This is a genomic window from Alcaligenes sp. YSL9 (genome assembly GCF_030515105.1).
Lineage (GTDB): Bacteria > Pseudomonadota > Gammaproteobacteria > Burkholderiales > Burkholderiaceae_B > Alcaligenes > Alcaligenes phenolicus.
Genome location: NZ_JALXJU010000002.1, coordinates 44,245 through 57,646 on the forward strand (window position 1 = coordinate 44,245; position 13,402 = coordinate 57,646).

15 protein-coding genes are annotated in these 13,402 nt (G+C 56.9%); 5 read left to right on the forward strand and 10 right to left on the reverse strand.

What is annotated here, in order from left to right:
- Positions 1 to 12: 12 nt before the first annotated feature.
- The 5 genes from M2Q46_RS08380 to M2Q46_RS08400 all read left to right on the forward strand — a co-directional run bounded on the left by M2Q46_RS08380 (position 13) and on the right by M2Q46_RS08400 (position 4,774).
- Entirely contained in the window at positions 13 to 456 is a 444-nt protein-coding gene (locus M2Q46_RS08380) for an Mth938-like domain-containing protein (protein WP_009457563.1), read from the forward strand.
- A complete protein-coding gene (locus M2Q46_RS08385; protein WP_009457565.1) occupies positions 453 to 920 on the forward strand; it encodes a peroxiredoxin in 468 nt (155 codons plus the stop codon). Before M2Q46_RS08380 ends, M2Q46_RS08385 begins: the two co-directional genes overlap by 4 nt.
- A gap of 52 nt (positions 921 to 972) precedes the next feature.
- Complete coding sequence (locus M2Q46_RS08390; RefSeq protein ID WP_060185752.1) at positions 973 to 2,697, forward strand: PhoH family protein; 1,725 nt, start codon at positions 973 to 975, stop codon at positions 2,695 to 2,697.
- A gap of 116 nt (positions 2,698 to 2,813) precedes the next feature.
- A complete protein-coding gene (gene pdxA, locus M2Q46_RS08395; RefSeq protein WP_302357357.1) occupies positions 2,814 to 3,806 on the forward strand; it encodes a 4-hydroxythreonine-4-phosphate dehydrogenase PdxA in 993 nt (330 codons plus the stop codon).
- Positions 3,803 to 4,774, forward strand: a complete 972-nt coding sequence (locus tag M2Q46_RS08400; protein WP_302357066.1) for a bile acid:sodium symporter family protein — start codon at positions 3,803 to 3,805, stop codon at positions 4,772 to 4,774. Before pdxA ends, M2Q46_RS08400 begins: the two co-directional genes overlap by 4 nt.
- A 144-nt stretch (positions 4,775 to 4,918) precedes the next feature.
- Here the strand turns inward: M2Q46_RS08400 and M2Q46_RS08405 are convergent, their stop codons facing one another.
- The 10 genes from M2Q46_RS08405 to M2Q46_RS08450 all read right to left on the reverse strand — a co-directional run bounded on the left by M2Q46_RS08405 (position 4,919) and on the right by M2Q46_RS08450 (position 13,400).
- The gene (locus M2Q46_RS08405) at positions 4,919 to 6,289 is read right to left on the reverse strand and encodes a replicative DNA helicase (protein ID WP_009457570.1); all 1,371 of its coding nucleotides are present in this window, start codon (positions 6,287 to 6,289) and stop codon (positions 4,919 to 4,921) included.
- A gap of 274 nt (positions 6,290 to 6,563) precedes the next feature.
- Positions 6,564 to 7,019 carry a 50S ribosomal protein L9 gene (rplI, locus tag M2Q46_RS08410; protein ID WP_009457571.1) on the reverse strand — a complete coding sequence of 152 codons (456 nt, stop codon included), beginning with the start codon at positions 7,017 to 7,019 and terminating at the stop codon, positions 6,564 to 6,566.
- Between the two features lie 18 nt (positions 7,020 to 7,037).
- On the reverse strand, positions 7,038 to 7,310 hold the full coding sequence (gene rpsR / locus M2Q46_RS08415; RefSeq protein WP_003802444.1) for a 30S ribosomal protein S18: 273 nt from the start codon (positions 7,308 to 7,310) through the stop codon (positions 7,038 to 7,040).
- A gap of 89 nt (positions 7,311 to 7,399) precedes the next feature.
- A complete protein-coding gene (gene priB / locus M2Q46_RS08420; protein ID WP_009457572.1) occupies positions 7,400 to 7,717 on the reverse strand; it encodes a primosomal replication protein N in 318 nt (105 codons plus the stop codon).
- Between the two features lie 13 nt (positions 7,718 to 7,730).
- Positions 7,731 to 8,129, reverse strand: a complete 399-nt coding sequence (gene rpsF, locus M2Q46_RS08425; RefSeq protein WP_026484337.1) for a 30S ribosomal protein S6 — start codon at positions 8,127 to 8,129, stop codon at positions 7,731 to 7,733.
- A 143-nt stretch (positions 8,130 to 8,272) separates the two neighbouring features.
- The gene (folE2, locus tag M2Q46_RS08430) at positions 8,273 to 9,076 is read right to left on the reverse strand and encodes a GTP cyclohydrolase FolE2 (RefSeq protein WP_026484336.1); all 804 of its coding nucleotides are present in this window, start codon (positions 9,074 to 9,076) and stop codon (positions 8,273 to 8,275) included.
- A gap of 149 nt (positions 9,077 to 9,225) precedes the next feature.
- On the reverse strand, positions 9,226 to 11,091 hold the full coding sequence (dxs, locus tag M2Q46_RS08435) for a 1-deoxy-D-xylulose-5-phosphate synthase (RefSeq protein ID WP_088450773.1): 1,866 nt from the start codon (positions 11,089 to 11,091) through the stop codon (positions 9,226 to 9,228).
- Positions 11,092 to 11,204: 113 nt separating this feature from the next.
- A complete protein-coding gene (locus M2Q46_RS08440) occupies positions 11,205 to 12,113 on the reverse strand; it encodes a polyprenyl synthetase family protein (RefSeq protein ID WP_022983568.1) in 909 nt (302 codons plus the stop codon).
- A gap of 1 nt (position 12,114) precedes the next feature.
- Entirely contained in the window at positions 12,115 to 12,381 is a 267-nt protein-coding gene (locus M2Q46_RS08445; protein ID WP_003802451.1) for an exodeoxyribonuclease VII small subunit, read from the reverse strand.
- A gap of 179 nt (positions 12,382 to 12,560) precedes the next feature.
- Entirely contained in the window at positions 12,561 to 13,400 is an 840-nt protein-coding gene (locus M2Q46_RS08450) for a sulfurtransferase (RefSeq protein WP_239055676.1), read from the reverse strand.
- Positions 13,401 to 13,402 lie beyond the last annotated feature (2 nt).

A 13,402-nucleotide genomic window follows, 5' to 3' on the forward strand; every position in this document is an offset into this window, starting at 1 on the left:
GAGAGACTCATCGTGCAACTGCAACGCGAACACAATCCAGCCATGAATGCCATCACCGCTTACGGTGAGGACTATGTGGCAATCAACTTTCAAAACCACGATCATTCCATCTTCTTTAGCCCTGAAGGTCCTGTGCAGGACCTGGCCATTCAAAGCGCAACCGAGCTGACAGCCCCGTTGCTGCGCCGGATTGCCGGACTGGAATCGGTCAAGCAAGACCCCATGGCCTTTCTGGACGACGCCCCACCGGCGCGCCCTGACAACGCCCCCGAATTGATTTTGATTGGGACTGGCCAGCGCCAACACTTCTTGCACCCGGCTGTCACGCAGGAAATGCTGCAGTGGGGCATAGGTGTGGAAATCATGGATACCCAGGCCGCCGCCAGAACCTACAATATCCTCATGTCCGAAGGCCGCAAAGTTGTCGCCGCCTTACTCATACAGGAAAAAGCATGACAGCCCTACAAATTGGTGCCCCCATCCCCGACTTTTCCGTGCCCTCCACCCAGGGCGAGTTCAGCGCCGCTGACCTGAAAGGAAAAATGACAGTGTTGTACTTTTACCCCAAAGACAACACGCCGGGCTGCACCACCGAGTCCCAGAATTTCCGCGATGCCCTGCCCGAATTTCAGGCTGCAGGCGCACAAATCATTGGCGTTTCGCGCGACTCGCTCAGTTCGCACGAACGTTTTATCGACAAGCAAGCCCTGACTTTCCCTTTGCTTGCCGACACCGAAGAGCGCTTGTGCGAACTGTTTGGGGTCATGAAAATGAAAAACATGTACGGTAAACAGGTACGTGGCATCGAGCGCAGCACCTTTTTGATCGACGCCCAAGGTGTGTTGATTCAAGAATGGCGTGGCATCAAAGTGCCCGGCCACGTCCAGGCTGTATTACAGGCTGTTCAGCAAGCCGCCTGAAACCTTACCGTGCCGACTTGCAGGTCGGCACACAACCAGGAGTACGTGTTATATGCCGCTACCAACGTTGCCCACCAAGCTGGGAACCCTGCTTAGCGAAAAAGATGACAGTGTCATCCTTGCCGATCCACCCGTACCACTAGACGAACCCGACACTCCCCCCGCCAGCCCCAAAGCCGCCCCCAGTAAAGCGGCTGCTACGCCACGCTCCAAAAAGCCTGCGCCCGTCAAAACGGCGCCCGCGGCCCCCGCAGCAGCGCCTGCGCCCGCCAGTGTGGCCAAAGCAGCTCCCAGCAAAAGCGCTGCCGCCAGCCCTGCCCAGGCTCCCAAGCCTGTCGCCGGCGCAGCCAGCAAACGCACCCGTCTGGCCCCCACCCAGCGCAAATTGTTTGTGCTGGATACCAACGTCTTGCTGCACGACTCCAATTCGCTGTTCAAATTTGAAGAGCACGACATCTTCCTGCCCATGATGGTGCTCGAAGAGCTGGATCACCAGAAAAAGGGCCTGTCCGAAGTGGCCCGCAATGCGCGTCAGGTCAGCCGCTCCCTGGAAGGTCTGGTGGGCGATCATGGTCTGGACAAACCCATCAATCTGGATGGCATCGGCAATACCGAAGCGCGTGGCGCCGTCACCTTCCAGACCAGCGCTCTGGATACCACCCTGCCTATCCAGCTGCCGCTGGGCAAGGCGGACAACGCCATTTTGGCCGTGGTCAATGCCCTGACCCAGAGCATGCCCAAACGCGAAGTGGTGCTGGTGTCCAAAGACATCAATATGCGCCTGAAGGCCAAGGCACTGGGCCTGCTGGCCGAAGACTACCGCCACGATCACGTTCTGGATGACTCCGACCTGCTGTATGACGGCGTCATGCCCTTGCCGGACAATTTCTGGACCAAGCACGGCAAGAACATGGAGTCCTGGCAACAGGGCGGCACCACCTTCTACCGTATCAGCGGACCGCTGTGCAGCCAGTTCATGGTCAACCAGTTCGTATTTACCGAAGGCGACGATCCCTTGTATGCCCAGGTACGCGAAACCGCTGGCAATACCGCAGTACTGGCCACCTTGCGCGACTACAGTCACGGCAAGAACAACGTCTGGGGCATTACGGCTCGCAACCGCGAACAGAACTTTGCCCTGAACCTGTTGATGAACCCGGATTTTGATTTCGTGTCCCTGCTAGGCCATGCCGGTACGGGTAAAACGCTGCTGGCCCTGGCCAGTGCGCTGACCCAAACCCTGGAGACCAAGCGCTACAACGAGATCATCATCACCCGTGCCACCGTGCCTGTCGGAGATGACATCGGCTTCCTGCCCGGTACCGAGGAAGAGAAAATGCAGCCCTGGATGGGTGCGCTGGAAGACAACCTGGAAGTCCTGCACCTGGGCACCGGCAAGTCCTCCAGCAACCTGAACAACCCACAAGGCACCGAGGCTCCGCGCAACTCCACCATGGAACTGGTGCGCTCCAAGATCAAGGTCAAATCCCTGAGCTTCATGCGCGGTCGTACCTTCATGAACAAGTTCCTGATCATCGACGAGGCGCAGAACCTGACGCCCAAGCAGATGAAAACACTGGTGACGCGCGCCGGTCCAGGAACTAAAATCGTCTGCTTGGGCAATATTGCCCAGATCGACACGCCCTACCTGACCGAGGGCAGTTCGGGGCTGACCTACGTAGTAGATCGATTCAAAGGCTGGCCGCATGCAGGCCACATTACCTTGCAACGTGGTGAGCGCTCCCGTCTGGCCGATTACGCCAGCGACGCACTCTAAACCGAATCTCTACTCACTCAAACCGGGTCCTGGACCCGGTTTTTTTTTACCGCCAGGCTGCATCAAGGCCAACAAGCACAGCAAAGACGCAGCGTGGGGGATTTTTAATGACTGTTATGAAACGTACCGCACAGCCCATCGGGCTTACCATGGGCGATGCCGCTGGCATAGGCCCGGAAATTATTGCCCGCCTGATTGTTGAAGGCCTGCCCCACCCCGCCGTAGTCTATGGCGATGCGGGTGCGCTGCGCCGTGCCCTGACGCTGATTGGCGCCGACCAGGACTGGCACGTCGAGGAGGTGGAGCAGCCTGTTTGCACACCCAAGGGGCTCATTGCCGTCCTGAATCGCTGGCAAGCCCTGCCCGACGATCTTCCCTATGGCGAAGTTAACGCTCAGGCCGGACGCGGCGCCTACGAATACCTGTGCCACGCTATTGATGATGCCCAAGCCGGTCTGATCCGTGCCATCGTCACCGCCCCACTGAACAAGCTGGCCATGCAAAAAGGCGGTATCGATGCCCCTGGCCACACCGAGATTCTGGCCGAGCGCAGCCACACCGAGCACTACGCCATGATGCTGGCTAACGAACACTTGCGCTCCATTCTGGTCACCATTCACGAACCGCTGGCCCATGTCCCCTCCCTGATTACTAAAGAACGAGTCTTGCAAACCATTCGGCTGGCACAATTGGCCTGCACCCAGGCCGGGATCGCCAAGCCCCGTGTGGCTGTGGCAGGCTTGAACCCACATGCCGGTGAGGGTGGCAAATTCGGCTCTGAAGATATTGAGCAAATCACACCAGCCATTGAACAAGCCTGCGCCGAAGGCATCCAGGCCAGCGGCCCCTGGCCTGGCGATACGATTTTCATGCGAGCTCGTCAGGGAGAGTTCGATATTGTGGTGGCCCAGTACCATGACCAAGGGCTGATTCCCATCAAGCTGCTGGGTCTGGACGAAGGCGTGAACGTGACAGTGGGCCTGCCCTTTATCCGCACCAGTGTCGACCACGGCACCGCGTACGACATTGCCGGACAGGGTAAGGCCGACGCCTCCTCCCTGGGCTACGCCTACCGTATGGCTCTTTCCATGAGCGCGCATCAAGCATGATCAAGCGCTTACCAATTGACCCGTTTTTGCTGAAGCTGTTTGCCACTGTTGCTCTTGCCAGTCTGCTGCCCGCCCAAGGTTGGGGCGTGCCTCTGTTCCAACACATCACGCAGATCGCGATTGCCCTGCTGTTCTTTCTGCATGGTGCCCGCCTGTCTCGTGAGGCTATCTGGGGCGGCTTGTCCCACTGGCGTTTGCACCTGTTGATTCTGTCCGTCACCTTTGTGCTCTTCCCGATTCTCGGCAGTGGCGTGGCTGCCGTGCTGCGTCCCTGGCTAACCGACAATCTGTACCTGGGAATTCTGTTTCTGGCTTGCCTGCCCAGCACCGTGCAATCTGCGGTGGCGCTGACCGCAATGGCTAGAGGGAATGTGCCGGTGTCGATTTGCAGCGCCTCGGCCTCCACCTTGCTGGGGGTGTTCATCACTCCCCTTCTGGTCGGCATCATGCTGGCAGGTGCCACCAGCGCCCAGGCCACCGTGTCGCTGGAGGCGGTGGGAAAGATCATGCTGCAGCTATTTTTCCCCTTTGTCTTCGGGCATATGCTGCGTCCCCTGATCGGAGCCTGGGTCATGAAGCACCAGCAACTGCTGAAAGTCGTGGATCAGGGATCGATTCTGCTGGTGGTGTATACGGCCTTTTCGGGCGCGGTGGTGGGCGGCCTGTGGTCCTCCACCCCATTGAGTGCCTTGGGACTGATTGTGCTGTCCAACGCCGTTCTGCTGACCTTGGCGCAAGTGCTGGCCTGGAACCTGGGGCGCTGGCTGGGCTTTTCCTTTGAGGACCGTGTCAGCCTGCTGATGTGTGGTTCCAATAAAAGCCTGAGCAGCGGCATCCCGATTGCCAATGTCATTTTCCCCAGTGCCATGGTCGGGCCTATCATCTTGCCGATCATGTTGTTTCACCAGTGGCAGCTACTGGTGTGTGCATGGCTGGCGAAACGGCTGGCGGCTCGGAGTGAAAACTAAGAGAACGACGAACCTCTTCGCCTGACTACCCATACACGCTGAACGATGAATAAAAAAGAGGCATACCAAGGTATGCCTCTTTTTTGTCCTGACATGTGGCAAACGGCCTCGAAAGCCCGCGCACTGAAGCAGCCACTGTGCTTCTTAATTGGGCATGTAATCCAGAAAGCGCGTGCTGGCTCCGGCGAAGGTCAAGCGAACCGAACCAATAGGACCGTTACGCTGTTTACCAATAATAATTTCAGCCGTGCCTTTATCGGGCGAGTCCGGGTTGTAGACCTCGTCACGGTAAATAAACAAGATCAAGTCAGCATCCTGCTCAATAGCGCCGGATTCGCGCAAGTCACTCATCACTGGGCGCTTGTTGGGCCGTTGCTCCAGGCTTCGGTTCAACTGCGACAAAGCAATCAAGGGACAGTTCAATTCTTTGGCCAGACCTTTCAAGGAACGACTGATTTCAGAAATTTCCGTTGCCCGGTTCTCGCCACCGCTTGAGGACATCAGCTGCAAATAGTCGATGATGATCAAGCCCAGTTGGCCACACTGTCGTGCCAGACGTCGAGCCCGTGCACGCACTTCCATGGACGACAGGCCGGGCGTTTCATCAATGTAAATCTGGGCTTCCTGCACCTGCTGCACGGCATGTGTCAGACGTGGCCAATCGTCGGCTGTCAGCTTGCCGGTACGCATACGGTGCTGGTCCAGCAAACCGACCGAACCGACCATACGCATGGCCAACTGTACCGCGCCCATTTCCATGGAGAACACGGCAACGGGCAAACCCTGGGCAATCGCAACGTGCTCGCCAATATTCATGGAGAACGAAGTTTTACCCATGGAAGGACGACCCGCCACAATCACCAGGTCGCCTGGCTGCAAGCCTGACGTCATCTTGTCCAGGTCAATAAAGCCAGTTGGGACCCCGGTTACTTCCGAATCGCCTTCGCGGTGATACAGCTCGTCAATACGTTCCACCACCTGGCTTAGCAGGGGCTGGATTTCCAGAAAGCCCTGCGAACCACGCGCCCCTTCCTGGGCAATCTGAAACACACGGGTTTCCGCCTCGTCCAGAATCTGCCGGGCCTCCTTGCCCTGCGGATTGAAAGCGGCCGAGGAAATATCATCAGCAACGGTGACCAGCTTGCGCAGCGTGGAACGTTCGCGAACGATCTCGGCGTAGCGACGAATATTAGCCGCCGATGGCGTGTTGTGAGCCAGCGCATTCAAATAGGCCAGCCCACCCACCTCTTCCTGCTTGCCTGCAACCGACAAGGACTCAAAGACCGTGACGACGTCAGCAGGACGGGCCAGACCAATCAAACGGGTAATGTGTTGCCAGATCAGCTTGTGATCAAAACGATAAAAATCCTCGTCGGTGACAATATCGGCCACCCGGTCAAACGCGGCATTATCGAGCAACAAGCCACCGAGCACCGACTGCTCCGCCTCAATGGAATGAGGCGGGACCCTGAGGTAATCCAGCGTTGAATCGGATTTGGCTGACTTGCTTTCCATGCATATACCTTCAAATCAAGGAAAAAAATCGACGCCGCAGCCAACAGAATGTGTTGTGCGGGCTTGAACAGTATGTGTATCTGGGGTCAGAACAGTCAGGCTCAACAGCGTGCTGGGCCGACAGGACCGAATGCGGCAATACAGTCACGCCGCAGGCGTGCTGGCTCTCTTCAAACAGAATGAAGAGAAAACAAAAAAGCCGGCTTGCACCGGCTTTTTTGAGCTTGGCAGATACACTCCATGAAAGAATGTACCATGCGTCAACGCGCTAGGCTTAGGCTACGTCGCCTTGAACCACAACGTTGATTTCAGCGATCACGTCAGGGTGCAGAACAACCTGAACGGGGTACTCGCCAATGGCTTTCAGGTGACCGTCTGGCAGACGAACCTGAGTCTTGACCAGGTCGGCAAAGCCGGCATTTTGCAATGCATTGGCGATGTCCATGGTGGTCACGGAACCAAACAAACGACCGTCCACGCCGGCTTTTTGAACCAGGGTGAAAGCTTGGCCGTTCAACTTTTCGTTCTGAGCCTGAGCAGCGGCCAGCTTTTCAGCTTGCAGCTTTTCCAGTTCGGCACGGCGTGCTTCGAACTCTTGCAGAGCGGCAGCCGTAGCACGGCGAGCAACTTTGCGTGGCAGCAGGAAATTACGGGCGTAACCATCACGTACGCGCACAACGTCACCCAGATTACCCAGGTTGGCGACTTTTTCGAGCAAAATAACTTGCATGACTAAGGTTCCTCTGGATTATTTGTGGTTGTCGGTGTACGGCAACAGAGCCAGGAAACGAGCGCGCTTGACAGCGGTGTCCAGCTGACGCTGGTAGTGAGCTTTGGTGCCCGTCAAACGTGCAGGGATGATCTTGCCATTTTCCTGGATGAAATCACGCAGGGTGTCCAGATCTTTGTAATCAATTTCTTCAACGCCAGCGACGGTGAAGCGGCAGAATTTGCGGCGCTTGAACAGTGGGTTCTGTTGTGCAAATTTGCGTTTTTTGTCTTTGCCTCTACGGAAAGCCATTTTGTGCCTCGTTAGTAACCGGGCTATACCCGGAAGAATTCAGTGTGAAGCGAGGTGTTGAACACTTCGCGACGATCGAGCCAGACCAGTCAAACCGTAACAGAGCCTTGTCCCGGAAAGTGACGCTGATATTGCTGTACATGCAGCACCAGACGCGTCGAACCTTTACGGGCTGGGGCAATAAAACCTTGTAGCTGCAAACGGGCTCCCAAAGGAGTGTCTGCCAGACCCAGTGCATTATTCCCCAATGCCACTACCTGCATCGTCAAAGCGATTTGCCGGGAGTGACCGGCTTCCATTACGGAAGATTCGTGTTCCAGGACCAATTCCAGAGCTGGGACACCAGCCGGCGTATAACGCAAGGGCTTGATGTCGACAAGCTGACCGGCAAGAGAGAACTGGTTCACGTAGTCGGAGCTATTACTCTTCAGCTTGAGCTTCGGCTTCAGCAGCTGCAGGAGCGCTGGCTTCAGTACTTGCTTTACGTGCTTCTTCGCGTTCGACGGACTTCATCATGACCGAAGCGCCTTCAGGGGCTTTCTTCGTGCCAGCGACGAGGTAACGCAAGATAGCGTCGTTGTAGCGGAAGGAATGCTCCAGCTCGTCCAGGGTGGACTGACCGCATTCGATGTTCAGGCACACGTAGTGAGCCTTGACCAGTTTCTGGATTGGGTAAGCCAGTTGACGGCGGCCCCAGTCTTCCAGACGATGAATAGCACCGCCTTCGGAAGTAACAATCGCCGAATAGCGCTCGATCATGGCGGGCACTTGCTCGCTTTGATCGGGATGCACAATGAACACTACTTCGTAGTGACGCATGGAACAACTCCTTGTGGATATCGCCTACTACCCGCTGTAAAACCAGTCAGGCACCAAGCGCGACAGCCCGCCCATTCAATCCGGGTCGAGCAAGAAACCATAGATACTAGCACCAAGAAAGGCTGGCTGACAAGCCAAAAGCCTTAGCCCTGCACGCTTGCGTAGGCAGAGTGATTATGAATCGACTCAAAATTCTCGGCTTCGATGCTATAACGCAACACTCCGGGCAAGCTGCGCACGCTGACGGCTACATCACGCACCAGGTCTTCGACGAATTTGGGATTGTCGTACGCGTATTCGGTAACGTACTTTTCGTCAGTGCGCTTGAGCAAGCCCCACAGCTGGCAGGACGCCTGCTCTTCAACCGATTTGATCAGCGTAGGCAAGTCCAGCGCAGCCGGATCCGCAAACACGGCCTGCACGGTAACGTGCGAGCGCTGATTATGCGCACCGTACTCTGAAATTGCCTTGGAGCACGGGCACAGGCTGGTCACCGGAACCAGCACGGACAACTCAAATTCGGGCTGGGCATCCACACCGACACGTGCTGTCCAGCTGACGGTGTAATCCATCAGGCTGGCCACACCGGATACGGGCGCCACTTTTTCCAGGAAAACGGGGAAGGTGGCTGTCATGTCGCCACGCCCGGCATTGAGCAAAGGCAACATGGCCTGGGCCATCTGCACAAAACCGGCGGGCGTCATGGCTTGACGGCGGTACTCTTCCAGCAAAGCCACAAAGCGCGACATATGGGTGCCTTTTTCTTCGGGCGGCAAGGCCACCGTCAACTCCCATTGCGCCACGGTGGGCACGGCCTGCCCTTGCAGGTCCAGCATCATCGGATGCCGCACCCCGCGCACACCCACGCGCTGAATCGCAACACGGCGTGTATCCGTGCTGCTTTGCACATCTGGCATGGCCAAAGGCGATTCCGACACTGTATTCATATCCATCAGGTTCAGCTACGACAGAGCCGCAACCGTAAATAAAAACAATAATGAATTATTATCTTACGCTTATCGCAAGCGAGGTTCGATAACCTTAATAAGAACGCGCATATTGGGGTATTTAAACCCTAAACTGTGCAGAAATTGCCTCACGCCTCAAGCAAACTTGAGAAACGTTCACGAATGGAGCGCTCGATGCCTGCGGCATCCAGGCCCAGATCCTGAGCAATTTTTTTCTGATCGCCGTGGTCGATGAACTCGTCGGGGTAGCCCAGTTGCAATACCGGCATTACCAGCGCTTCACGACTGACAAACTCCAGCACCGCGCTGCCTGCGCCCCCCATCAAACAGCCCTCTTCCACAGTCACAAAAGCCTGATGGCCTTGTGCCAGCTCTTGCAGCAAGGCTTCGTCCATAGGTTTTACAAAACGCATGTCTACCACGGTAGCGTCCAGAACCTCGGCTGCTTTCAGCGCCTCGTGCAACACGGGACCAAAAGCCAGAATGGCCAAGCTCTTGCCCTGACGGCGCAGATTGGCCTTGCCCAGCGGCACGGTATGGAGCTCCTGATCCACTTCAGCACCGATACCCGCTCCGCGCGGATAGCGCACCGAGCTGGGCCCTGGGTGCTGATAACAACAGGTCAGCAGCAAGCGGGTTTCGTTTTCGTCCGACGGCGTGGCCACCACCATGTTCGGAATGCAGCGCAGAAAGGCGATGTCGTAATTACCGGCATGCGTTGCCCCGTCTGCGCCCACAATACCGGCGCGATCCAGCGCAAAAGTGACATCCAGATTCTGCAGGGCTACATCATGAATCAGTTGATCGTAGCCGCGCTGCAGGAAGGTGGAGTAAATCGCCACCACTGGCTTTTGCCCCTCACAGGCCAAACCACCGGCAAAGGTCACGGCGTGCTGTTCGGCGATACCCACATCGAAATAACGACGAGGGAATTGTTGCTCGAACTCCACCATGCCACTGCCTTCACGCATGGCGGGGGTAATACCGTACAGACGCTGATCCTGCCTGGCCATATCGCACAGCCACTGACCGAAGATCTGTGTAAAGGTAGGGCGCGGCTTGGTCGTAGGCGTCACCAAACCCACAGAAGGATCGAATTTGCCTGGACCGTGGTAGAGCACCGGATCGGCTTCAGCCAGCTTGTAGCCCTGCCCTTTACGGGTCACCACATGCAGGAACTGCAAACCACCCAGATCACGCAGATTGCTCAAGGTAGAGACCAGCGCATCCAGATCGTGGCCATCAATCGGGCCTACGTAGTTAAAACCCAGCTCTTCAAAAAGCGTGGCCGGAGACAGAATCCCCTTGGCGTGGCCTTCAAACTTGCGCGCCAGTTCCAGCACAGGCGGGACATGCTGCAAGACAGTACGGCCTACATTCTTGGCAGCGGCATAGAATCGGCCCGACATCAGGCGAGCCAGATAATGATTCAGGGCCCCTACAGGCGGCGAGATCGACATGTCGTTGTCGTTCAACACCACCAGCACATTTACATCGGGCGTCACACCGGCATTGTTCAGGGCCTCAAACGCCATACCGGCCGTCATCGCGCCATCACCGATCACGGCAATGTGCTGACGCTCGATCCCGGCATTGCGCGAGGCCACGGCCATACCCAGCACTGCGGAAATCGAGGTTGAGGAATGTGCCGTACCAAAGTCGTCATACTCGGACTCGGAACGCTTGGGAAAACCGGAGATGCCATCTTGCTGACGCAAGCTACCCATCTGATCGCGGCGGCCAGTCAGAATTTTGTGTGGATAGGACTGGTGACCCACATCCCACACAATACGATCGTGGGGAGTCTCGAACACATAGTGCAAGGCAGTGGTCAATTCAACCGTGCCCAGATTGGACGACAAATGCCCACCGGTTTTGGATACGGATTGCAGAACAAACTCGCGCAGTTGTCGTGCCAGCTCGGGAAGATCACGTTGATCAAGCTGGCGCAAGTCGGCGGGAGACTGGATCTGCTCTAGGGAAACGGTTGTCATACTAAAGACGTCTATCCGGGCAAATAAGTGAAACGACTGTCTAAAAACAATCGCCAATCGGCTATTGTAAAACGCTTCGCGGCCTGTGCCAAAGTAGCACAGGCCCGCGTCGCTTAATGATTGCGACCCACGATGTAATCAGCCAGTTGCGTCAGACGTGCCGCAGCAGGTCCCAAAGGACGCAAGGCCAACTGGGCCTGCTCATTCAGAGCACCGAGCAACTCGCGCGATCCGTCCATACCCAGGATGGAGACATAGGTGGGCTTGTTATCGGCGGCATCTTTGCCAGCCGTCTTGCCCAGCGTGGCGGTGTCAGCCGTCACATCCAGAATATCGTCCACGACCTGGAAGGCCAGACCCACAGCCTGGGCGTACTCTTCCAAACCATTACGCACGGTAGAGGAAGCACCCGCCACAATACCACCCAGCAAAACGCTGGCTTGCAACATGGCGCCAGTTTTCATGCTGTGCATCTCTTGCAACTGATCACGGTCCAGGGCAATGCCCACGCTGGCGCAATCAATAGCCTGACCACCGGCCATACCGGCACTGCCGGCGGCCTGCGCCAACTGGGTAATGGCTTGCACAATCAGCGCAGGGGCAATCGGCATTTGTGCCAACAACTCAAAGGCCAAGGGCTGCAAGGCATCGCCAGCCAGCATGGCGCACGCTTCATCAAACTGAACATGGGTGGTTGGGCGACCACGCCGCAATTTGTCGTCATCCATGCACGGCAAGTCGTCGTGAACCAGCGAGTAGGCGTGGATCAATTCCACCGCTGCCGCTGCCAGCTCCAGGGCTTTCAGTTGGGCAGCCGCCATGGGCTTGCCTTGCAAGGCGGCCTCACCGGCGGCGTAGACCAAAGCGGCGCGCACGCGCTTGCCGCCACCCAGCACCGAGTAGCGCATGGCTTCGTGCAAACGAGCAGGTTCCTGGCTGACAGGGGGCAGCAATTGTTCCAGTACGGTCTCAGTCTGCTCAACCCGCGCCTGCAGCCAATCAGAAAAACTGGTAGAACTCATCTTAACTATCTCCAACAGCTTCATCCCCGGACAAGGGGCGCAGCAGATTGCCTTGCAATACGCTGACTTGTTCTTGTGCAAGGTCCAGCTTGCGCTGACACAATTGGGCTAACTCCACGCCCTGCTCGTAAGCCTGCAAAGCCTGCTCCAGCGGCAATGCCCCGCTTTCCATGCGAGCGACCAGCGCTTCCAGTTGTGCCAGAGCGGACTCGAAATCCTGCTGGGCTGGCGCCTGGGCGCTTTGATTATCATCGCGAGATTTAACCATAACTATTCCTGATCAATGAGGGCCGTCAGGACTGGCTGAGACCCAATTGGAAGTGGCATTGTACGGGAGGCGGCGGCTTGCTGCCCTTCCCAAGGAGTACTTTCTACTTTGGGACCGCTCCACAGCAAAAAAGCCGCTCCGGAGCGGCTTTCTCAGCACCAGAAACTCAGGGCATTGAACTAGCTGCGCGCAACAGGTCGGCTGGCGTCACTCACCCATTCACTCCAGGAGCCGGGATAAATGCTGGAGCCAGACAAACCGGCCAACTCCATGGCAAAAAGATTGTGACAAGCTGTAATACCGGAACCACACTGGTGCACAACCATCTCTGCCGAAATCGCTCCCAGCAAGTCCTGAAACTCCTGGCGCAGCTGATCGGCCGGTTTGAAACGCCCCTGTTCACCCAGATTATTCAGGTGCGACCGATTAAGCGCATCGGGGATATGACCTGCGACCGGGTCCATCGGTTCCACGTCACCGCGATATCGCTCGGCAGCACGTGCGTCCAATACGGTAAAGATAGGTTTGGACAGGTTTTTCAGTACCTGCTCGGTCTGCACAGTAGGCATGGCAGCCTGCTCAGGCACACTCAATTTAGCAGTTGCTGGTACAGGCTTGGCCGGGCCGCTTTCTTCGGCTCCGCCCAACTGCTGCCAGGCCTGCCAGCCCCCATCCAGAATGGCGACTTGAGGATGCCCCAACCAGCGCAACATCCACCACATATGGCTGGCGAATAAAGAACCTTGGGCGTCGTAGACCACGACCTGCATACCATCACGCAAGCCGTTTTTCTGCAAAAGCTGCGCCAGCTCCTGACGGCTGGGCAAAGGATGACGGCCATTCAGACCCGTCTTGGGTGCAGCCAGATCCAGCTCATGATCCAGAAACACGGCACCCGGAATATGCCCCTGTTCGTAAGCGCGTCGTCCTGCCTGATGGTCGGCCAAATCATGGCGTACATCCAGAATCAGCCACTCCGAATTATTCAGATTGGCCTGGACCTGCTCTGCGCTAATCAGAA

Coding starts and splice junctions, on each gene's coding strand:
- folE2 (WP_026484336.1), bottom strand. CDS start 9,076: ATGAATACAGTGTCGGAATCGCCTTTGGCCATGCCAGATGTGCAAAGC.
- M2Q46_RS08385 (WP_009457565.1), top strand. CDS start 453: ATGACAGCCCTACAAATTGGTGCCCCCATCCCCGACTTTTCCGTGCCC.
- M2Q46_RS08400 (WP_302357066.1), top strand. CDS start 3,803: ATGATCAAGCGCTTACCAATTGACCCGTTTTTGCTGAAGCTGTTTGCC.
- M2Q46_RS08445 (WP_003802451.1), bottom strand. CDS start 12,381: ATGGTTAAATCTCGCGATGATAATCAAAGCGCCCAGGCGCCAGCCCAG.
- dxs (WP_088450773.1), bottom strand. CDS start 11,091: ATGACAACCGTTTCCCTAGAGCAGATCCAGTCTCCCGCCGACTTGCGC.
- M2Q46_RS08440 (WP_022983568.1), bottom strand. CDS start 12,113: ATGAGTTCTACCAGTTTTTCTGATTGGCTGCAGGCGCGGGTTGAGCAG.
- M2Q46_RS08405 (WP_009457570.1), bottom strand. CDS start 6,289: ATGGAAAGCAAGTCAGCCAAATCCGATTCAACGCTGGATTACCTCAGG.
- M2Q46_RS08390 (WP_060185752.1), top strand. CDS start 973: ATGCCGCTACCAACGTTGCCCACCAAGCTGGGAACCCTGCTTAGCGAA.
- rplI (WP_009457571.1), bottom strand. CDS start 7,019: ATGCAAGTTATTTTGCTCGAAAAAGTCGCCAACCTGGGTAATCTGGGT.
- rpsR (WP_003802444.1), bottom strand. CDS start 7,310: ATGGCTTTCCGTAGAGGCAAAGACAAAAAACGCAAATTTGCACAACAG.
- rpsF (WP_026484337.1), bottom strand. CDS start 8,129: ATGCGTCACTACGAAGTAGTGTTCATTGTGCATCCCGATCAAAGCGAG.
- pdxA (WP_302357357.1), top strand. CDS start 2,814: ATGAAACGTACCGCACAGCCCATCGGGCTTACCATGGGCGATGCCGCT.